This window comes from Flavobacterium sp. WG21 (assembly GCF_000335775.1).
GTDB lineage: Bacteria > Bacteroidota > Bacteroidia > Flavobacteriales > Flavobacteriaceae > Flavobacterium > Flavobacterium tructae.
Genome location: NZ_AMYW01000030.1, coordinates 19122 through 39369, shown reverse-complemented (window position 1 = coordinate 39369; position 20248 = coordinate 19122). Strand labels below are relative to the sequence as shown.

Sequence of the window (20248 nt, the reverse complement as noted above, 5' to 3'; positions counted from 1 at the left end):
TTTACGAATATACTATTATTATATTTCTATTTGCCCGAATTTATTTCGAATAATTTCATTGTTATTTCTGATTTTCTTTTACCGGATTTGTGTTAACATTGTTTTTTAAATCAATTATTTCCTCAAATGGATCTAATGCTGCACCTCGATTAGCTCTTGAGCTTCTAACTTCAAAATGTAAATGATTAAATGCCGCTGGTTGACCTTCTGCTTCACCTGTCTGACCTGTAAAACCAAGCAAAGTTCCTGCTTTCACTTTCTGATTGTTCTTTACTACTATTTTACTTAAATGAGCATAAAAGAAATTATATTTTTTTTCATTATAATAACCTTCTATTCTGACATGTAAACCAAAAGTTTGCGAATAAACTGGATCTAAAATTAATACTATTCCATCAATACAAGCATAAACAGGAATATCGACGGGCGTAAAAAGATCTAATCCCAAATGCTTACCTTTATTCCTATATTTTGTGTTGAGCAAATACTTACTTTCATTTAATAACCAACCAGATTTATACCACCCTCTTAATTCCATTCGATCCAATGGATTTCTCCAAATATTTCTGCCATATTCCCCATTATGTAAACTTTCGTAGTATTCTGTAATTAATTCCTTGATTTGTATTCCATTTTTAGTTTTATCAACATCTAAACTTGCATTTGTACCATAAGCTGTTGTCCCTAATTGATATATTGTTTTATCTAGTTCTAATCCCAAATAAGCAGGGGCAAAAACAGCCATGTAAATATCTTCTGGTATTACAGGTAAAGTTTTTACCTTTTTCATATAATCTTCAACTTTACTCAATTGATCTAATTGAGTCATTTTAGCATACTTAAGTTTCAATTCATTAAGCACGTCAAGTCCCCCACCTGTATATTCTCCCATACTTGTAAGTGCATCCTGTGTAAATTGAATAAGTCCAACTGCACTTGAATATTTTTCCCTTTTATATATTTATCAAACGAATTTCTAGTTAATTTCTCTTTAGGAATTAATGTTTTACCTTCTATTTGATGCGGTGCAAAAGTCCCTCCAGTTTCTCTATTCATTACTGCCATTAAACCATTTGCCATTTCCAATGTTTTTTTAGGCCAGAGACGCTTACAAATTTGAAACACTTTTACTCTAAACTCCTTACTCACTTTTGCTCCCCAAATCAATTGCGGATCATTTTCATCAATTCCTACTGCATCAGAAGACTCTATGTTATTATCAACAACCGCATTCATTCCATTCTCCAAAGAAAGCCTGGTTTCAATTCCTTCCATTCCTAAATAAAATGTATCCATCATACCTGTCAATGGATTTATAATATTCCATTCTTCTTTTAAAGTGAAATTAATAATAACAACTCCCTCGTTGTTCACCTTCACTTTTGCAGTATGTATTATATCACTAGTATTTTTATAAATTTTTAATACTACCTCCTGACCGGCTTTATTTAGAGTTTTAATCACTCCTTTTACCTTTGCACCAAAAGGAACCGGAGTTAACAGATTTACACGGCTGTTTTCGTACTCAAAATAAAGATCAGTAATTCTTACAGCTGCTGTAACATCCAGTGCTGCGTCTTTATAAACATTGGTATTTGTTTTAAATGAAAATACTTCTTCGTTTTGTATTCCATTGAGTTCAAATCTAATTTTGGCACTTTGCCCGTTTTTAATTCTTAAATACTGTTGCAAGCCTAAATTAAAATCAAATGTTTGATCTATTTCGCCTCTTGAATTTGTTTTAGTATCGTTATAAAAATTCGCAATTTTGCTATCATTCAGAAAGACACTAATTCTTACAGGCTGATTATCATAATTCGAAATAATACCTCTCACATGATTAATTTCTCCCGAAAAACCTGAAACTTTCTTTTTATCACCATTGTTATACGCCCAATAAGCTTCTGTTATTTTCGGATGTCTTACTGTTATGACGCTACCTGATAATGTTTTAATTCCATCTTTATTATTACTATAAGCTTCAACTGTAAAATCTCCCTCCTTTTTAGGAACCGGAAATTCAAAGGTTTCTCCTTTTTTGAAGTATGGCCTTTTGATATCATTACTCTCATTTAGTATTTTCATACCGTCCGGCACATAGATTTTACTATTCTGATCATAAACCAGCCATTTGACATTCTCTCTCTCCTCTTTTGTAGCGGGTTCAATTTTAAAAGACTTAATTTTAAAGAAAACTTTTGTACCGGCCTCATTCATAAAATAAATCGCTTTTGAAGGAGTTCCGTTCTCTTTAGTAGCAATTACGCTGCTGACATAATTCTTAATGGTTTCAACTGCAAATTCTTTATAAAGTCCGTATTGATCTTTACTGCTTACTATAATCTTATATTCGGCGAAATCAGATAGCGAAAGTTTAATCTCCGAGGTTGAATCCAATTCCGTCAAATCAGAAGTTTTAGTTTCTGATTTACTGTTTTTTATTTCTATTTGATAGTAAAGCTTTAACGGTTGCAATGTACTTAATTCAGGATTTGACAGAGAAATTTTAAATATTTGTTCTTCAGCAAGTGGTCTGATAAATTTGTCTTTGATCGTTATCGGTGGAGTAATTACAAGCTCCTGGGTCACTATTTTTATTTCTACAAACGCAAATGACTTTTTACTTTTCTTATTGTTTGCTCCATGCTCATACCCATAAGCTTCAATTATAAAAACACCTTCTGTATCAAAATTATAACTAAAGGATATCCCTTCATCTTCAAAAATAGTTTCTTCGTATTTTTTACCTTTCTTCTTTTTGTAAACAATCCAGTTAATACCTTCGTTTTTATTTCCATTTTGAACGATCAGGGTTTCGTCAAGGAAAAACTCCAAAGTTTCTCCTACAATAAAGGAAGAAGCCGCTGTATTTTTTATTTTGACCGCTCCTCTTTTTACGGCATTTCCCTGAACATCTTCATAACTTATTTCTTTTAAGAATACATAGACAGCCTCTCTTCCAATCTTGCCATAAAGTCTATCTGCGCTTAAATTAGGATAAATTTTGGTTTTAGTGGTTATAGTAATTGTACCAGGCAGGTCATCCAGTCCCTCTACTTGTCCTAGCAATAAAAACAGTTCATTATATTGTTCAAAAAGATTAGCCACATTGGTGCTGTCTTTCTGTAATTCTTGTTGGATTATTTTCCAGCGTTTTTTACTTCCTTCAGAAATTTTCCCAAACAATATATTGGCATCAATTGCTTTAATCATTTTTTCACGAACGATTTCCCAATTAAAATTTTGGGTTGTCGCTACGGAATTCAGTTGTTTTAGAGCGGCGTACATTTCTGTAAATAATGCATGATTTGGTTTACCTTCAAAATCCTGTACAGACGCTCCTTCATCAAAAGCCTTAGAAATTCTGGTCCAATATTCTACTGCTGCCGTGTCATTTGCAGTAGTGGCCAGTTCTAATTTTTTTCTGATTGCTTCATTAACAGCTTCCAGAGTTGGCTCACCGTTTGGCTGCAGTTTTTCTGGTATCGTCAGCATTTGCAGTGCCTCAACACCAGAATAAATCTGATTCGTTACACCTTTACTTAAATTTAAAGCATCCTCTTCAACTCCGAGTATCGGAGAAGTAGTGTTCACTGATAGGACAGCACTCATCATTGTGCTGTCGATAGTATCAGCAACGTCTTCTCCGATTGAAGTATTAAAAGTTTGCCTCGTTTCTCCGAAAACCAAAGGAGTATTGTTTACCGATAATGCTGTGTTATTTCCTGCTTTAACAATTGTATCGTTCACGCCCCCTTCGGCTGAGAAATTAGAGTTGTTGACAGCAGTATTTTGGCTCTTCTGCTCCTGCCATAATTGTTCTATATCCTTTTGCTGACTCATTTCTTTTGAAATTTTTGCCAGCTCTTTTATCATAACATTGGTTAGATGTTCAGCACTTTTAACATCAGCGCTGTCTTGTATTAAAATATCGAAGTTGTGAATTACATTTTTACTCATTGGTAGCTATTTTTCTGAGTGTAAAAGTAATTTCCTAGTTTATCTTTTTAAAACTTCAAGACACTTGTATTCAGTAGTTTCAGCAAGTTTACATTCTACTGAAACTACTGAATAGAGAAGGTTATTTTTTCTTTTTTTAGTATTCTTCTGTTCTACTTTTACACCCTCAAAAAAATTAAGTAATCCTATTTTCTATAGGTATTCAAAACTTTAAAATTTACCCACAATCCCATCAAACATTATTAAAAAACATGGAAAAAAGACCCAAAATACCAGATAAGAAAAGCTTGAAAAACTTCTTAGATCAATCTTACTTATATCATTAAAAAGGAAAAAACATGGCTTTACAAACATTAAACACTATTAAAAGCTGGTTCAAAACCGGTTTAAAACCAACACAAACTCAATTCTGGGACACTTGGGATTCTTTTCGTCATAAAGACGAAAAAGTTCCTGTAAAGGATGTTGAAGGGATTGACGAATTATTAACCGGATCTAAAATAGTTCCATCTGGAGGATTTATCATTTTTAAAGTTAATCCTAATACAGCTGATGAATTAGAAATCGGTGATAGTGTTATAGGATATTGCGAAGGAAATTTCCTTTGCGAAGCAACCTATTATGGTGGAGATACGAGTTTGATGAGCAGTTTTACGAAATCAAACAATATCGTAGGTAGAATTCTATCTTACAATACTAACGATCACACTATGACTTACGAACTTAATAATGAAGTATTCTTAAGATCTCACAGTCATGGTGTTTATGACGGAATTACACTTAAGTATAAAAGACCGAAAGAACTCGAATTCTCCAATGGAATGTTTCATGGTACATATCCACAATCATGGCTTGGACTTGATTCCGGTACTATCATTAAATTAATAGATACTACTGGTAGTTTGGAAGATTCAGAAGAATTTATACTCCCATACTTCGAAGACCGAGAATAAAACGCTATGAAATAATAATACTGTTTTCTTACCATCATAAAGATTGGTAACAATTATTACTTAAAAAGTTATTCAAAAATAAATTTAACTAAATGAAAAATACAAATCCTAAAGAATCAAAACACCATATCAGCAAACCTTTACAACTTAATTCTGTCCCTCAAAGTGAAGATAAATTAGATAGTGTTCTTGTACGCGGAGCTGACAAAATAGTTAAACATGTTCCCAGAAGTCAATTTTCTAATGGTTCTACTCAAACCTTGCAACAAGTTTTAGATAATGGTGGAGACTATCACTTTAGTACTCCAGGTGCTATTATAGATATAGGTGTAGGGATATCAAATGGAGGTTTTTCCGTCAGGAATACCAATCCTAGTACAGAATCACAAATTCATGCAATATTAGGTAGTTTAACTCTCGGAGTTAAAAATACGATATCAGGTACAGGTTGGTCTTTAGGATCTCCTTTTAATCCTACTTCATATGAAGTAAGATCTTTTAGTGATTTTTGGCATACTACCTTAAAATTTCAAGATCAAAATAATTATACAGGAAACTCTGTATTGACCATTCCAAATAAAGTAGGAGATCATACAATCGCTACGCTAGCTGATATACCACAGACATTGCAACAAACTCTGGATAACGGAAATATTTTAAACTCACGCTCTGTAATCTCCTTTCCTAGGTTATCTATTTTCAACGGGAACATAAGTATGAATTCAAATCCGTTCACTAATCAGATGGATGTTACAGGTAACACTATTGAAAATAATGAAGATCACTCAAGATTTGAAGCAAACAGTGATAAAATAAAGCTTGTGAATTCCATAGAGCCCGGAGGACTAATATTTTCACCCACCTATGATGGAACCGGAACAACGTATACAAATGCAACTAGTCCTGTAAATGGGGGTGGGGTTAAACAAGTAATACCAGTATCCGTTAATTCAATAACTCCAGATCCTATCACTGGTAATATCAATTTGCCAATTAATTTGCAAACAGTGATTGACAACCAAGGTAGAGCAACTGGTGAATTTACCCTCGATTCAGAAGGTTTAACATCAAACACAAGAGTAGCAGGTGGAACTATAGATTTTAAGGAAGGAAATCACTTCGGATCAATATCGCCTACAGCTTTAGTGCAGACATACAACAACAATGAGGAAGTATTATTATTGGCAAATGGCAATTTAAAATTCGAATGGGATGGTGGAAGAAAATCTCTCAACTTAAGTCTGAGAAACTTGAAAGACGGTAACTTAAATGTAAAGTTTCCAAACAAAGCATCCGGAAATTACAATCTAATGTACCGAGAAGATTTGGCTACGTACAACCCAACAACAATAAATCTCTCTTTGACGGAACTCGATAATTCCTACCCTGATGCGATTCCGGGCTTTCGCGTCCATTGCAATTCCATTTCAAGCGGAGCTTTGATCTACGAAAATACGTCAGCTGGCTGGTTGCAAATTACCGCCTCAATTGTTTAATATCCCCACTAAGTAACTTTAAAATTTTAATATAGGAACAAACCAAAATCGCAGTAATTACGAGGTAACGTCTTTTTCAAAACACAACATTTTCTGTTGAAACTGTTAAAAAAAAGAAGGTTTATTTCCTTGTTTCTATCCCTCTAAATTATTCTCTGATTCCAGCATATTCAATACAGTGAGATATTCATTTTCTAAACATTTACAATCTAATTTCACAATCAACTCAAACACACTATGGCCACAAATATCAATACCATTCTAAGCTGGTTCAAAACCGGCAAAAAACCAACTCAAAAAGAATTTTGGGATTCCTGGCAAAGCTTTTGGCATAAAGAGGAAAAAATCCCAATTACATCAATTGAATCAATTGAGTCGATCTTAAATGAGAAAGCAGAAAAATCATTATTAGATACTAAAGAAGATAAAAATCAAAAAGGTGTTGCAGGGGGCTTTGCACCACTAGACAACTTTTCTAAAGTTCTAACTAGTTATTTGAATGTGGTCAACGATCTCGTGACCGGCGGAAGTGATGCTGTACTAACAGCAGAACAGGGAAAAATTTTGCAAAACCAAGTCAATACAATTAATACCTCATTGAGTACTTTACTTATAAATGACCTTACAACTGGCGGAACAACCAAGGCATTAACAGCTGAGCAAGGTAAGCAGTTAAAAATTCAAATTACTGCAATAAATACACTTTTGACTTCTGACAATGTGAATTTAGACACCGTACAGGAAATCGTTGATTCTATTGAAAATATTCAAACTTATTTATCAACTATTTTGGTAAATGACCTTACAACGGGTGGTGTTACCAAGTCGCTTACGGCTGAGATGGGAAAACAACTAGATTTGTTGAAAGAGAATGTTTCTAACAAATCTCAAGACATTGAAGCGGACAAAGCATCTACCACAAAACATGGAAGTGTAAAGGCGGTTTATGACTGGACAATTTCGAAGTTTAATTTATGGGTACTCAGTATTAATAGTATTCCAGGAATATCTTACACTATTGGTTTAACGGACTACAAAACTAAAAATATATTCACGAACACCAATCCTGTTGCATTTACAGTTCCAACCAATGCTGCTGTAGCTGTACCTGTTGGAGCAAGGTTTTCTTATACAGTGCAAGGCGCAGGGACTGTTACCGTTGCGGGAGCCGGAATAACTTTTGTTCAAAAGAATCTTGTCTATACTTATGGTGACACTTTTATTGTTGAAAAAATAGGCACAGATACATGGGCGGTTTACGGTAATTCAAGCGGTATTGTTAATAAACTAACATTATCACCTATTGATGGTGATATGATTGATTTTGGGAATTATGCACAAAATGCGTTTACATTAAAAAGGATTTTTTCCGGAGGAAACAGATATATCGATTTTGAATCTGTTTCGGCTTACGGAACAACATCGGTCAATAAGCTTAGGTTTAGATTAAAAAACTATACTGATTCAGCTGTTTATGATGCCTTTACCATAGAAACAACTACATCAGATGCGGTTTCAAAAGTTACCGTTGGGGGAGATTTAATTGTTAATAGAAATTTATCTATAATAGGTTCTTTTAGTCCTAAAAAATTAGTCCTTGCTCCTGTAAATGATGATCTGATTGATTTTGGAACTTATTTGGAAAATAATTTTTCATTGAAAAGAGCCTTTTCTGGAGGAAACAGATATATCGATTTTGAGTCTGTTTCGACTTATGGAATGGCATCGGTCAATAAGTTTAGGTTTAGATTAAAAAATTACACCGATTCAGCCGTTTATGATGCTTTTACCATTGAAACTACTGCATCAGATGCAATTTCAAAAGTTACAGTTGGCGGAGATTTAATTATTAATAGAAATTTATCTATAATAGGCTCTTTTAGTCCTAAAAAATTAGTCCTTGCTCCTGTAGATGCCAATATGATTGATTTTGGGACTTATTTGGAAAATAATTTTTCGTTGAAAAGAACTTTTTCCGGAGGAAACAGATATATTGATTTTGAGTCTGTTTCGACTTATGGTATGGCATCGGTCAATAAGTTTAGGTTTAGATTAAAAAACTACACCGATTCAGCCATTTATGATGCTTTTACCGTTGAAACTACTACTACTGACGGTGCTGCACTTGTAAAAATCGCGGGAACATTAAAAGCTTCCGAATACGACTTGTCATCACTAGGTCTATATGAAGATGATGCCAAAGCAGCAGCAGGAGGCGTGTCTGTTGGATATGGTTATATTAATAGCTCAACTGGCGCATTGCACCGAAGATTAACCTAATTATAAAATCATGAAAGTACAAGCAATTAATTATACGTCATCAATACCTACTTAGCACTCTGCTTTATTACCGAATATGTTGGTTAATCGTGAATCTCGAACGCTCAGAGTACTTCCTTAGTTGGAACTTAAAAAATAATCCTACTATAATTAAAAACTTCTCATAGATTTTAATTGTAGCATCAAAGCCCGCACTGGAGGACAGTTATGTCTTCTAATGTTGCTTTTACTAAACCAGCTTTTAAACTCTGCTCACACTAAAACTAATTCGTTACTTTTTTTTGAAGAAAATACGTATATTTCATTTCAGTCTTATACATACTTCAATTTTTCGATTATAGTATTATTAAACCTTCCACTCTATTAGACATTCTAGGAAGCGCAAGAGCAGAAACAACAGCATCAATATGAATGATCGTGGTAAGTAGAGAAAAAATCGAATACTAGCCAGATTTCATTATATCAGCACCCGAAGGGCCATTTGGACACAGAGATCATTAACTAATTTCTAAGCAGTACAAAAACAATCCCCCAAACCGCCGTAAACTTTTTGTTTTTTGGCGGTTTGTTTTTGAATTAGAATGCAAATCTCTTCCAATTGCTTAAAGAAAAACACTCAGAATAAAAGCCTTAGCCACAAAACCTATCTACTGAAACTACTGAAAACGAGGAGCAGATTTTTCGTTTTCCAGCTCCCAATGCCTTATTTTTACATCTGCTAATAAAATCGGTTAGCACTCTCAAAATCAATATAAAAACACCCCTTACTTACGGGAATATCCTGAAAGTAGCTACCTCATCTATTGAGAATATTTTAAACAGTATTACCAACCTTTAAACATCAAATCAATCATGAATTCTACATCCAGAGATTTAGGAGAAATACCTTCGGCACCAGACATGAGCAATTTTAAAAACCCTTTGGGGCAGCAACCCGAAGGCAACATTATTATTGGAAATTTTAACATTACTTCTTTAAATCCGTCACAAACCACTGAAAGTCTTACCGAAATCCTGAAAAGAGAAAGTACAGACAGTTCTATTTAAAACATCAAAATTCTTAAATTCTAAAAAATGTTAGACGAAACAGCAATCAAAAAACTAAAAGAAAAATATGGTAATGTATTAAAACTTACCTCTGATGATCAATCTATAACAGCATATTGTAAGAAACCGTCTCTCACCACATTTCTTACTTATCAAAAACGATACAATGATGATCCGCATGATGCAATTTTGTTTCTGTTCAAAGAATGTGTACTTGAAAAAGAAAATTATGAGGATGAATTCATGCTTTCTGCTGGAAATTCAATCATCTCAATGATTCGATCAGACAGTGAATTTACCATCAATGCGACACCTCAAAAAGATGAGTTCAAGAAATCGGCAGCACTTATTCGCCAAGCTTTTCAGGTAGATCCTTATCAATTACCGATGGATGAATTTTATAAACTAATCGAAGAAGCGCTCTGGTTGCAGAAACACAACGAAACAAGACTCGAAAACACCTTTATTACGGCTTTCGCTAAAACATTCTCCAACTAAAAACTAAAAAAATAATGAAATTCAATTTTAATGTAAACGAAATTTTAGACTCTAAAGATACTGAATATACGGGTATTAACTATAACGAATCGGAATCGAAAGATTTTATTATCGATAAAACCGGAGGCGAATTTAACCTAAGAGTCTTTGCTCCCCTAATTTTTGAACCTCTGGTAAAGAAAGATCTCAATCTGCCTGGTTTGCGTATAGATGCGGTAACAGTTAATTTAAATCGCTCAAAAGTTATTAGAAAAGAAGGAATAGAAGGCAGAGATTCAACCATTAAAGAACATATTACAAATGGTGATTTTAGTATTTCGATTGAAGGACTAATTGCCAACGAAAGTGGAGATGAATATCCAAAAGAGAAACTTTTCTTGTTGAAACAATTTCTAAATGCTCCCTATGCTCTGAGAGTAACTCATGCCATTCTGAACCGATTTGGTATTTACGAACTGGTTATAGACTCCTACTCTATTCCTTCTATTTCCGGAACAAAAAATATTCAAAAATTCACGGCCAGCGCCACATCAGACGAAACTGTAGAACTAATAATCAGAGACAATGCTTAAACTAAATGCCAAAATTAAAGTTTATGAAACGGTGAGGCTCATCCCCAGTCCGAAATTTTATGAATTTACCTATGTCAAAAACGTAGAAATCAATAGCTCTTACAAATCGTTAACCGACACCGCCACGATTGTTATGCCTCAAAAAGTATATACCGATACCAAAGGCTTTGATCAGAACTTATTTGCAAATGCAAGCGGTGAACAAAAAACAATTCATGATTTTTTTAAAGTTGAAAATTTCATAGAAATATTTTTAGGATACGACGGAGATTACAAACCGGCTTTTAGGGGTTATATTACAGGCGTACAATCCGATACCAATGCTACTATAACCTGTGAAGACTTAATGTATGCTTTCAAAAAAATAAAAGCAGTAGATAATAGCGATGCTCAGGACAAAAATGACACTTTGAATGTTGTAGCCACTAATCCAACCACCAATGTCGAAAACTTTAATCCAAAAACATTTCTTGAAAAAAGAATCAAACCGCTAAATCTTCCATTGAAGATAGATGCTCTTGACGAAAATTTAGGGAATCTAATGATTAACAGAGGGCAAACATTGGCTCAAGTTTTCGAAATGCTGAAGGATAAAGGAATCTACACCTACTTTAAAATGGAAGAAGCCCGACCTGTACTTACAATCACCAATAACCCGCAAAAACACACAACCGGAGAATTAAGCAGTTTTATCGATCGCAATTTTATCCAAAGTCCTTTAGCCGGGGCAGTTGTAAAAAAACTAATCAATCAGGGACTTCAGCTTTTGAGTACACAACTAAATAAAACAATTCAAGCCGCTTCCGGGAACTTTTTAGGGAAAGCACGTTTCAGATTTCGCTACAACATTATTGAAGATAAGTTAGTTGTAGTGAATGAATCGACCAAAAATACCCGCACACGAGTAGAAAAGTACTTTAAAAATTCGAACACTCCGATTTACATAGAATTAGGTGATCCAAATGGACAATTAATAAAAACCCACGTATTGCACAGTGATAGTGAGGATTTACCTAAAGATACTGCCACTTTCAAAAATACGGCAACAAAAGTAACTTCAGAATTGTATCAATATGCCGCATTACGAGCAATGGAATCTAAGCCCAGCGGATTTGAAGGTTCCTTTCTCACTTTTGGAGAGCCGTTTGTTCGACCAACGGATAAAGTAATTCTTGAAAACGCCAAGGATAAAGAAAAAAACGGAACCTTTCAGGTCGAAAAGGTCGAACGCAGTTATGGTGAAAATGGTTACCGACAAAGGGTTTATATAGGTCGAAGAGTAGAAGTTTAATAAAAATATATCATGGGAAATATAACCGATTTAATAAAAGATGTTGCCGGTAAAAATCAGATTATTGAAACCTTTGCGGCAAAAGTGATCGAAATAAATAATGAAATAGAATCATTTCACAATCCTGAAGACGCTTATACGGTAAACATTATGCGTGCCGATGGCGCCATTCTTAAAAACGTACGATTGAAAGCTTCTATTCAGGATTTAGAACAGGGAATTATAGTCATTCCTAAAAAGGACAGCTGGATTTTGGCGACCATTATTGATGGAGTTGAAACCAGAGCATTTATTTCGCAATATTCAGAAATTGAGCGCACCTTAATACGCTTCAAAAACGAACAAAACCAATACCTGGAAATAGAGAGTAATGCAGATAAGTTTCAAGTATTATTCAAAGAAAAAAAAGAAAATGATCCTGCATCAACTTCGGCACCTCAATACAAAAATATGGCCCAAATCAAATTTACGGGTGGAACTGAGGGGCCAAACATCAACACCTCTTTTTACAATGCAGAAGGCATAGAAATTTCTAAAAACAGTTTTAATATAAATGAGCAAAAGATCAGCATTAATGAAGGAAGTACGCTTTTTAATGTAAAAGATAAGGAAGTTAAAGTCATCATTAAAGATGGTTTTGAAGCTATAATTTCTGATGCCAAAACTTCATTTAAAAAAGGAAGTTTAACTTTTGAAATGGATAAAAAATTTAAAATTGCTGTAAATGAAAAAAGTTTAAAGTCTAAGCTTGAAGAACTAATCGACGAAATTGGCAAAATTACGGTTACTACACCAGTAGGTCCATCTGGACCACCAATCAATCTAGATAAATTTATCACAATGAAAAATAACCTTGCAGAACTTCTAGAATAATAAAATTATGGCCTTAAATAAATCACAATTAGAACAAACAATAAAATCTCTTTTAATTGAAGAGAATAAAAAAACAGACAACAGCTCTACTTCTATTAACAACATTGCCAATCGATTAGCATTCGCAATTGACACATTCGTAAAATCAGGAACTGTAACCACTACAGTAACAACAACTGGTTCTGCATTATCACAAACCGGAACCGGAACTGGATACATTACATAAATCGTTCCGAACTAATAGAAAAATGCCTCTTACCATCAACTATAGTAAGAGGCATTTTTCTATTTCAAAATTATGAGCAAAAAAGATAAAATTCCCTCTCAGAGAATCTTAATTCAGCTTTTTTCTTAAGGTCTCTTCCATTTCATAGAATTTGCTTTCGAGATCATGAATTTTTTCATAGATATTAACAGGATCCGGCATTTGTTTAGACGCATACATACTGGCGTACCAAACCTCCAAAATGTCTTCGGCATAAATAGAATACATCGGGTAATTTCCGTCTCTGTTATCCGATTTAAGGATTAATTTTCCACTTTCCCTAATTCGGTTTAAAACCCTTTTTACCACTACCCCGTCATTCTTACTGATGATGACATAAATTCTTCCGTCTAAGATGTCATCAAAATTATCTACATATTTCCCAAAAAGATAATCCCCATCGTGTATGGTTGTCGACATCGAATTTCCTTTGATTTCAAAACACCTGTAGGTTCCGTTTTTTAACATTGGCATACTGAACGAAGGCAGGGTTTCCATATACTCCGGATCCGAATAACCGTCCAGGTAACCCGCACGTGCTTTAACGCCAACAAAATTGATATTTTCCTCTCCGTCTTCATTTACCGTTATAATTTTCGGCAAATTTAAGCCAATCGCATCCTTGGTTTTCTGAACAAAAATTTCATCGCTTGCTCCAAAAAAATACTCCGGATTTACATTGCAATGGGTAATAATACTTTGGAGTAAATCAAAACCAGGTTTTGTTCTTTTTCTTTCTCCATCAGCTTGCAATCTTCCAATCGTGATACTATCTATTGTAGTACTGGTTACTCCTATTAACTTTGCGAATGAGTTATTGTTTAACTTCAATTCGTCTATAATTCGTTTTATTTTAGCATGTATTTCCATGTTGTAGTTGTATTTACTCATTATATGTAATATGTTTTAACACCCATACACATTCCACTATATGTTGCAAAACTAAATAATATAAAACGAATAATCGCATTTTTTAAACTTTTTTTCATATAACTCCCGAATATAAAGACATTTGAGAGTTGTTTCCTATCGTATTGCTCGAATATAAAGTAAAAACAAGCAAATCATATTACTGAAACTATTGCATTTTAAACTGTAATATGTTGTATTTATTAAAACATATGTTGTATATTTGTCAAAAAATAATCCATCATATGATTTTAAAAGATTTTTATAACGAGAAAAAAAACGCAATTCAATCAGAGTTTACTTCTGATGCGCCAACAGTACAACTTTATAGTGATGCTATTTTTAAAACATCAATCGAAACACCGATCGTAATGTTTAAATACGACAACATCAACTGGGAAACATCCTCTGAAAAAAACTATAAAGCCGATGTATCTTTTTGCCTGTATATTGTATTACCGGTAGACACTATTTCATCAACAAGTTATGCAAATGCATTTAATCTTGCGCAGCGTATAGACAAAGCGGTATTATCTAAAAACAACAGTAATACACATATTGATACCAATTCAACATTCAAAATAAGGGAAAAACAGTGTACAAACGAACATACCTATTGGAATAAAAATGATTATTTTATTTGGGAGATCACTTACAAAACCACATTGATCGAAAATACCTTAAAAAAGAAATACATCCTCTTTAATAACGGATTGAGCAACGAAGCTCTGGAAGACTTAGGATACAATTTAACCTCTGATATCATCTCCATAAATCCAAACCAAGTTAAAGGCGCTATAGATTTAGATACCACTCCCTAAAATCTAGTCGGCAATTTAAGAAAGTTAATTCCAATCAGATCATTAAGCAGCACCTTACCAAAAACAAAACTAATCCTTACCATTAAAACTCCACAAATGAAAAGAAGCAGAACACTATTAGACAAAAGAAGAGAATATGTTATTAATTATCTAAATAGAAATCAGGCTAAACAAATGAAAGTTGTGGTTTCGGAACTTTCGGATACTTTGTTCTTAACGGAGCGTACTATCTATACGATTATCAATGAAGGTCTTTCTTTGGAAGCCAGCGCTTAATAGACTGAAACTACTGGCTTTGACCATTCAAAAAATTGGAAAAACACCCTTTGAGCCTTAAATTTGTACTCGTCGGCAGACCACAAATTCACTCCTAATCTAAGATAACAAACCTACTTGTATTGACCTCCAAAAAATATCTTTTTATTTTTTGAGTCTTAGATTACGAATACTATTTTAAAAATAACAATTAACTAAAAACGAGAAGTTTAACAACTTGTCACAGGCCTCTTTTTGCCCTTTTTTAAGCAAAAAACAAATTTTAAACATTTAAACATTTTATATTATGAGTACATTAAACGATGTAGTAATTACCAAATTATCAGGCGGATTAGGAAGAAGAACTCCGGAGCAGGACATGGTTTCAGGATTACTTTTTGATGGAGTTTCGACTGAAAAATTAGCATTAGATCAAGTAAAACGTCTGGCCTCCTTAGAAGATGCCGAAGCATTAGGAATTACAGCTGATTATGATGTAAACGGACAATCGGCCTACTACCAGATTCAACAATTTTTCAGGATGAATCCGTCAGGGGATTTGTATATTATGAAAGTAGAGGCAGCCTCTTATTACGAAGTTGTTGTACACGCTTTGAAAATGCAGGAAAAAGCAAACGGAAACATTCGACAAATGGCAATCATCTTTTCCGGGCCAGAAACTACATTCACCGAAACTAAGTCCCTAATCTCAACAGCACAAAAATCAGCTACCTACGCGTATACCAACTACATGCCTTTTGAAATTATTCTGGAAGGAAAAGGTTTTGAAGCTAATACTGCTACAAATATGACGGAATTAAATGCTGAAAATGTATCGGTGGTAGTAGCTATGGATCCTGAAAAAGCTTTTGAACAAAAATTGTTTATGAAAGGTACTACAGCCAAAGATGACAAGCTTTATACTTTGGCTCCTAACGAAAAATTAGTACCCGTAGCAAATTCGTCTAATCTTTACAAGGTAGAGAAAACCGATGGTAGCAATAACGACGATAGAGAGAGACTTGAGTTTACGTTCAAAGACGTTTACAAAAATACTGCAGCAGTTGGATTAGCGTTAGGTGCTGTTTCCAGAGCAAAAGTATCGGAGAACATCGCCTGGATCGAAAAATTCAATCTTACCGGTGAAGGTTTTTCGAAAGCAGGTTTCGTAGGCGGAGAAGAAATCAAATCACTTACAGGTTTAAGAACTTTAAACGAAAAAAGATACATCTTCGCCCAAACACACACAGGTTTAGCCGGAATTTATTTCAACGACAGTCACACTTGTACAACAGGTACAGCTGACTTCGCTTATATCGAAAATAACCGTACAATCAATAAAGCAACCCGTTTGTTACGTGCAGCTTTACTACCAAAATTAGCTTCACCGGTTTTAGTGGATATCGATGGTAAATTACCGCAATCGGTTTCTAAAAGTTTCGAAGGATTATGCAGAAGTGCCTTAGAGGGAATGGTAGCCAATCAGGAAGTATCTGCCTTTGATGTGTATGTAGATCCAAAACAAAACATTTTAGCGACTTCAGAATTAAAAGTGAAAGCCGAAATTACGCCAATTGGAACTGCCCGTAAAATTAAAGTTGATTTAGGATTCAAAAATCCTTTCGGAATCGATAAAGCATAATTTAAGCTTTTCTTATCTCTCAAAAACAATAAAATCTCATCAGGATATTGTCGTCTTTCAATTGTCTCAAATAGTGATTGAATCCGATGATAGGCTTGAAGCGTTATCAGAATTATAAAATAAAAAAAATCAAGAAACATATGAATAAGTTACCCTTAATTAACGGACAACAACACAGCTGGTCATCAATTGAAGTAAGTATCGCAGGTAACATTGTTACCGGTATTACCGCTGTCAACTATAGTGACTCAGTATCAAAAGAAAACCACTACGGAGCCGGCGATATGCCTGTGCACAGAGGTAGAGGAAAATACGAAGCAAAAGCTTCTATTACTTTATACAACTATGAGGTAGAAGCTATTCTGGCCGCTTTACCAAAAGGACAAAGATTGCAGGATATTAATCCGTTTAGCATCATTGTAAGTTATTTGGATGACAGCAACGAAGTAATTACTCATACGGTAAGAAACTGTGAATTCAACTCCAACAGCAGAGGAATTAGCCAGGGAGATACTAAAATTGCAGTTTCTTTTGACTTAATCTGCTCTCATATCGAATGGAACTAACCATTACCAATATTCTTTAACCTTACTAATTCCTGTCTGAAAAACCGACTCGAAAGAGAAACCCAATCTTATAGCGTTATACAGAAAAGAAGTTCAAAAGCAACATGATTTCTGTCCGCAAATTATTTCTACAGCTCTTAGCGAGTCCGTTTTCGGACAGGTAATTATCTACTTCACAGGCTGCCTGAGCATTTTCATCCTGAAATGCGGCTCAGGCAGCCTATTTTTCAATCCAAAATAAGTTCTCAAAATGGAAACAACTAACACCAAAACTGTCGATATCCTGGACGGAAATATTACCCAGGCGCAGCTCAACCAATGGAAATACAAACATAAAAAAGTAGTGAAACTCACCATTGCCGATGATGACGAAACTACACTGTTTGCGTATTTCAAAAAACCCGATATGAGTATTCGTGCTGCCGTTTTACAAGCATCCAAAATGGATGAATTTAAAGCGCTGGAAGTACTCTTCAAAAACTGTTACCTGGGCGGTGATGGCAAAATCGAACAAGAAGACGATTTGCGTCTTAACATCACTACCGCATTTTCAGATCATATCCAGCCTAAACCTGTAAAAGTCGAAATTTTATAACAACATCTTTATATTATCCTCCTGCAAAACCTTACCATCATGATCGTTAAAAACCATACCATAGAACTAAAAGATACCAGCGTTTCTGAAATGGCACGTTTTAGGCAAATTATGCTTGGCATTTGGAGTCAGCAGATTGAGAGCGACAAGAATAATGCTGAGATACTTAACTATGCAAAAAAACATTATGAACCGGCAGAAAAATTAAATGCAAACGATTCAAAAGACAACAATAAGACTAAAGAAACTAATAAACGCAAAACAAAAAAGAAGAAATTTTACAAAAAAAACAGGCTTTATAGCAATTCAGGAGAATTCATTAGAAATACGACAAAAGGAACTAAGATTTTGATAGAAACTAAAAATGGTTTAAGATTTTTATCGGGACTTGATTATACAAATAGAGGAACAAGAAAAGCGGTTTCAAAAATAATCACTTACGAAGCTCATTTAAGAGGATATAAAGGATATTATGGAGTTAGAACTCTAAAAATCGATGAAGAAAATACCATTGCCTACACTAATAGGGCTAATACTGTCTGGATTAATACGAAGCAATTAAACTTAGGAACTTGTGATGATTATAACGATTTAGGAAGTACAATTGATCATGAAGCTAATCTTTTATTTGGACATAAAGGTGAAAAAGACCGCAAAAATTATACTTTTGTAAGACATGCAAATGTTTATTTAGGACAAACAAGAACAAAAGATTTTAACGACACAAGCAATGCAAACAAATATTCTGTGGCTACAGGCTTTATAAACAGAATATACAATGCTTATTTAAATAAAGAAATAACTTTTGAAGATTTAAAATCTCAAGTAGGTAATTTCAATAAACTTAATGCTAAAAATGGAGTTCAAATATTAACAAAATTTGATGGTAATGGTGTCAGTATTCAGTTGAAAGATGGCCCCCACCCAGTACATTTAAAGCAATTAATTTTCCCAGAAGAATAATAAATACATAGATACATGAAAAAGATACTTATTGTAATCCTGCTTATCTCAATTGGTTGCACCAACAAACAAAAAGAATTGGAATATTTAATCTGTAAAGATTCTACACAATATTGGAATTACGAATGGCCAAGAGATAGGGCTCAATATTACGGGTTTACCTTTAGTCTAAGTAAAGATGGAAAGCTAAAGAAGTACTCTTATGATAAAATAAAAAATAGAAGAAGCTTTTTTTGGGATATTCCAGATCCGGATATTAGTAAATGGAGTGTATCAAAAGACTCTGTTCTAACTGTTATGGGAGATAAGGATAAAATAATTAAATACACAGATGATACAATTTATGTCATTAGTCTGCAAAACAAAACCAAAAGTTATTATGTGAGAGTAAAAGGAGATTTAAATATCTCTAAAGATGACAACATCCCTAATTTATAAACTTACTAACCAGTCAGAAAATCCTTTCTATCAAGACTATACAGCAGTCTTTAAATATTAAGTCTTTTACGTATTATTAAATTGAACTTTAAATTCAGTACTATTTACTTTCTTATCGTAAACTTCCTGAATTTAGAACAGTTTCAGTCTAATAATTTCCCAAGACTGATCTTTTTTACCTTTCTTTATTTAGCCGGATTTTTAATAAATTTATTCCTTTAATAGACGATTTTTAAACCTTTACTGCTGAAAATAAATCATGACAACAGAAGAACAAATAATTGAAAAACTAAAAACATGGTTAACAAAAACAAAAGTCATATCGTATGATGAGCGTATCCCCTTGAATTGCTGGGATAAAGAATTAAAAGAATTGAGAGACGGAATAGCAAAAGAAGTTTACATAGTATCATTTAAAACAAAAAGCACCAATATAGAGTATAATGAAAAAGGCGAAGTAGTTTCTTTTTTCGAAGGAATGTATTGCTTTGCCTATTTTGATGCCGAAACGTTAGAACTGCTTTATATAATGAAAAAGGCGGGATATATTGAGGTTGACGGTTCTTATTAAGTAAAACCAATGCATTTTTTTAATTTTCCTCATTAATAAAACAATGAAAACAATAACAAAAGTTCTATTCTTTATCGGAGTTTTTCTTTTTCTCTTCAGCTATATTATTGATCCGTATAAAATCAATGAAGAAAGTTATATTGTAATTGATGAAGATACTGTCGCTTTCTTAAAAATGTTATACATAATTACATGCCTGCTTTTCGGATATTCATTTTACATATTTCTAAAAATTTTCAAAACTAAAACTTAT

General features: G+C 33.7%; 20 protein-coding genes. 17 read left to right on the top strand and 3 right to left on the bottom strand.

The genetic code is table 11. From position 1 onward, the window contains the following. Positions 1-61 precede the first annotated feature (61 nt). Both C245_RS23785 and C245_RS0118175 read right to left on the bottom strand, forming a co-directional pair. Positions 62-892, bottom strand: a complete 831-nt coding sequence (locus C245_RS23785) for a M23 family metallopeptidase (RefSeq protein ID WP_017498041.1) — start codon at positions 890-892, stop codon at positions 62-64. Further along, complete coding sequence (locus C245_RS0118175; protein WP_017498040.1) at positions 847-3960, bottom strand: hypothetical protein; 3114 nt, start codon at positions 3958-3960, stop codon at positions 847-849. The genes C245_RS23785 and C245_RS0118175 overlap by 46 nt, the downstream gene beginning before the upstream one ends. Before the next feature lie 338 nt (positions 3961-4298). Here C245_RS0118175 and C245_RS23780 point away from each other — a divergent pair, with 338 nt between their 5' ends. From C245_RS23780 to C245_RS0118125, 9 genes are all read left to right on the top strand, one after another. Next, entirely contained in the window at positions 4299-4913 is a 615-nt protein-coding gene (locus C245_RS23780; RefSeq protein ID WP_017498039.1) for a hypothetical protein, read from the top strand. 92 nt (positions 4914-5005) lie between these two features. Beyond that, positions 5006-6409 (top strand): hypothetical protein, encoded by a 1404-nt coding sequence (locus C245_RS0118160; protein WP_017498038.1) that lies wholly within the window; start codon positions 5006-5008, stop codon positions 6407-6409. A 237-nt stretch (positions 6410-6646) separates the two neighbouring features. Beyond that, a complete protein-coding gene (locus tag C245_RS0118155; protein ID WP_017498037.1) occupies positions 6647-8689 on the top strand; it encodes a hypothetical protein in 2043 nt (680 codons plus the stop codon). Between the two features lie 852 nt (positions 8690-9541). After that, positions 9542-9736 (top strand): hypothetical protein, encoded by a 195-nt coding sequence (locus C245_RS0118150; protein WP_017498036.1) that lies wholly within the window; start codon positions 9542-9544, stop codon positions 9734-9736. A gap of 27 nt (positions 9737-9763) precedes the next feature. Then, complete coding sequence (locus C245_RS0118145; RefSeq protein ID WP_017498035.1) at positions 9764-10234, top strand: hypothetical protein; 471 nt, start codon at positions 9764-9766, stop codon at positions 10232-10234. A gap of 14 nt (positions 10235-10248) precedes the next feature. After that, positions 10249-10806: a DUF6046 domain-containing protein gene (locus tag C245_RS0118140; protein WP_017498034.1), complete on the top strand. Its 558-nt coding sequence runs from the start codon at positions 10249-10251 to the stop codon at positions 10804-10806. Next, positions 10799-12097 (top strand): hypothetical protein, encoded by a 1299-nt coding sequence (locus tag C245_RS0118135; RefSeq protein ID WP_017498033.1) that lies wholly within the window; start codon positions 10799-10801, stop codon positions 12095-12097. The genes C245_RS0118140 and C245_RS0118135 overlap by 8 nt, the downstream gene beginning before the upstream one ends. A 12-nt stretch (positions 12098-12109) precedes the next feature. Beyond that, on the top strand, positions 12110-12970 hold the full coding sequence (locus tag C245_RS0118130) for a hypothetical protein (protein ID WP_017498032.1): 861 nt from the start codon (positions 12110-12112) through the stop codon (positions 12968-12970). A gap of 7 nt (positions 12971-12977) precedes the next feature. Continuing rightward, entirely contained in the window at positions 12978-13196 is a 219-nt protein-coding gene (locus C245_RS0118125; protein WP_017498031.1) for a hypothetical protein, read from the top strand. A gap of 108 nt (positions 13197-13304) precedes the next feature. Here C245_RS0118125 and C245_RS0118120 read toward each other — a convergent pair whose 3' ends face one another. Next, positions 13305-14126 (bottom strand): S24 family peptidase, encoded by an 822-nt coding sequence (locus tag C245_RS0118120; RefSeq protein ID WP_232424384.1) that lies wholly within the window; start codon positions 14124-14126, stop codon positions 13305-13307. 263 nt (positions 14127-14389) lie between these two features. On the opposite strand from C245_RS0118120, the gene C245_RS0118115 reads away from it, so the two are divergent. The 8 genes from C245_RS0118115 to C245_RS0118080 all read left to right on the top strand — a co-directional run bounded on the left by C245_RS0118115 (position 14390) and on the right by C245_RS0118080 (position 19995). Next, complete coding sequence (locus C245_RS0118115; RefSeq protein WP_017498029.1) at positions 14390-14965, top strand: hypothetical protein; 576 nt, start codon at positions 14390-14392, stop codon at positions 14963-14965. Positions 14966-15061: 96 nt separating this feature from the next. Further along, on the top strand, positions 15062-15241 hold the full coding sequence (locus C245_RS0118110; RefSeq protein ID WP_017498028.1) for a hypothetical protein: 180 nt from the start codon (positions 15062-15064) through the stop codon (positions 15239-15241). A 286-nt stretch (positions 15242-15527) separates the two neighbouring features. Further along, complete coding sequence (locus C245_RS0118105; RefSeq protein WP_017498027.1) at positions 15528-16862, top strand: DUF2586 domain-containing protein; 1335 nt, start codon at positions 15528-15530, stop codon at positions 16860-16862. Positions 16863-17002: 140 nt separating this feature from the next. Then, positions 17003-17428 carry a hypothetical protein gene (locus tag C245_RS0118100; RefSeq protein ID WP_008461938.1) on the top strand — a complete coding sequence of 142 codons (426 nt, stop codon included), beginning with the start codon at positions 17003-17005 and terminating at the stop codon, positions 17426-17428. A gap of 250 nt (positions 17429-17678) precedes the next feature. Beyond that, entirely contained in the window at positions 17679-18023 is a 345-nt protein-coding gene (locus C245_RS0118095) for a hypothetical protein (protein WP_017498025.1), read from the top strand. 39 nt (positions 18024-18062) lie between these two features. Next, a complete protein-coding gene (locus C245_RS0118090) occupies positions 18063-18986 on the top strand; it encodes a hypothetical protein (protein WP_017498024.1) in 924 nt (307 codons plus the stop codon). A gap of 15 nt (positions 18987-19001) precedes the next feature. Next, positions 19002-19424 (top strand): hypothetical protein, encoded by a 423-nt coding sequence (locus tag C245_RS0118085; protein WP_017498023.1) that lies wholly within the window; start codon positions 19002-19004, stop codon positions 19422-19424. A 259-nt stretch (positions 19425-19683) separates the two neighbouring features. After that, positions 19684-19995, top strand: a complete 312-nt coding sequence (locus C245_RS0118080) for a hypothetical protein (protein ID WP_017498022.1) — start codon at positions 19684-19686, stop codon at positions 19993-19995. Positions 19996-20248 lie beyond the last annotated feature (253 nt).

Bases quoted from the DNA above. Each gene is read 5' to 3' on its own strand.
- C245_RS0118135 (WP_017498033.1), top strand. From the start codon at position 10,799: ATGCTTAAACTAAATGCCAAAATTAAAGTTTATGAAACGGTGAGGCTC.
- C245_RS0118160 (WP_017498038.1), top strand. From the start codon at position 5,006: ATGAAAAATACAAATCCTAAAGAATCAAAACACCATATCAGCAAACCT.
- C245_RS0118130 (WP_017498032.1), top strand. From the start codon at position 12,110: ATGGGAAATATAACCGATTTAATAAAAGATGTTGCCGGTAAAAATCAG.
- C245_RS23780 (WP_017498039.1), top strand. From the start codon at position 4,299: ATGGCTTTACAAACATTAAACACTATTAAAAGCTGGTTCAAAACCGGT.
- C245_RS0118150 (WP_017498036.1), top strand. From the start codon at position 9,542: ATGAATTCTACATCCAGAGATTTAGGAGAAATACCTTCGGCACCAGAC.
- C245_RS0118095 (WP_017498025.1), top strand. From the start codon at position 17,679: ATGGAAACAACTAACACCAAAACTGTCGATATCCTGGACGGAAATATT.
- C245_RS0118145 (WP_017498035.1), top strand. From the start codon at position 9,764: ATGTTAGACGAAACAGCAATCAAAAAACTAAAAGAAAAATATGGTAAT.
- C245_RS23785 (WP_017498041.1), bottom strand. From the start codon at position 892: ATGGGAGAATATACAGGTGGGGGACTTGACGTGCTTAATGAATTGAAA.
- C245_RS0118090 (WP_017498024.1), top strand. From the start codon at position 18,063: ATGATCGTTAAAAACCATACCATAGAACTAAAAGATACCAGCGTTTCT.
- C245_RS0118140 (WP_017498034.1), top strand. From the start codon at position 10,249: ATGAAATTCAATTTTAATGTAAACGAAATTTTAGACTCTAAAGATACT.
- C245_RS0118100 (WP_008461938.1), top strand. From the start codon at position 17,003: ATGAATAAGTTACCCTTAATTAACGGACAACAACACAGCTGGTCATCA.
- C245_RS0118175 (WP_017498040.1), bottom strand. From the start codon at position 3,960: ATGAGTAAAAATGTAATTCACAACTTCGATATTTTAATACAAGACAGC.
- C245_RS0118080 (WP_017498022.1), top strand. From the start codon at position 19,684: ATGACAACAGAAGAACAAATAATTGAAAAACTAAAAACATGGTTAACA.
- C245_RS0118120 (WP_232424384.1), bottom strand. From the start codon at position 14,126: ATGAGTAAATACAACTACAACATGGAAATACATGCTAAAATAAAACGA.
- C245_RS0118085 (WP_017498023.1), top strand. From the start codon at position 19,002: ATGAAAAAGATACTTATTGTAATCCTGCTTATCTCAATTGGTTGCACC.
- C245_RS0118155 (WP_017498037.1), top strand. From the start codon at position 6,647: ATGGCCACAAATATCAATACCATTCTAAGCTGGTTCAAAACCGGCAAA.
- C245_RS0118105 (WP_017498027.1), top strand. From the start codon at position 15,528: ATGAGTACATTAAACGATGTAGTAATTACCAAATTATCAGGCGGATTA.
- C245_RS0118125 (WP_017498031.1), top strand. From the start codon at position 12,978: ATGGCCTTAAATAAATCACAATTAGAACAAACAATAAAATCTCTTTTA.
- C245_RS0118110 (WP_017498028.1), top strand. From the start codon at position 15,062: ATGAAAAGAAGCAGAACACTATTAGACAAAAGAAGAGAATATGTTATT.
- C245_RS0118115 (WP_017498029.1), top strand. From the start codon at position 14,390: ATGATTTTAAAAGATTTTTATAACGAGAAAAAAAACGCAATTCAATCA.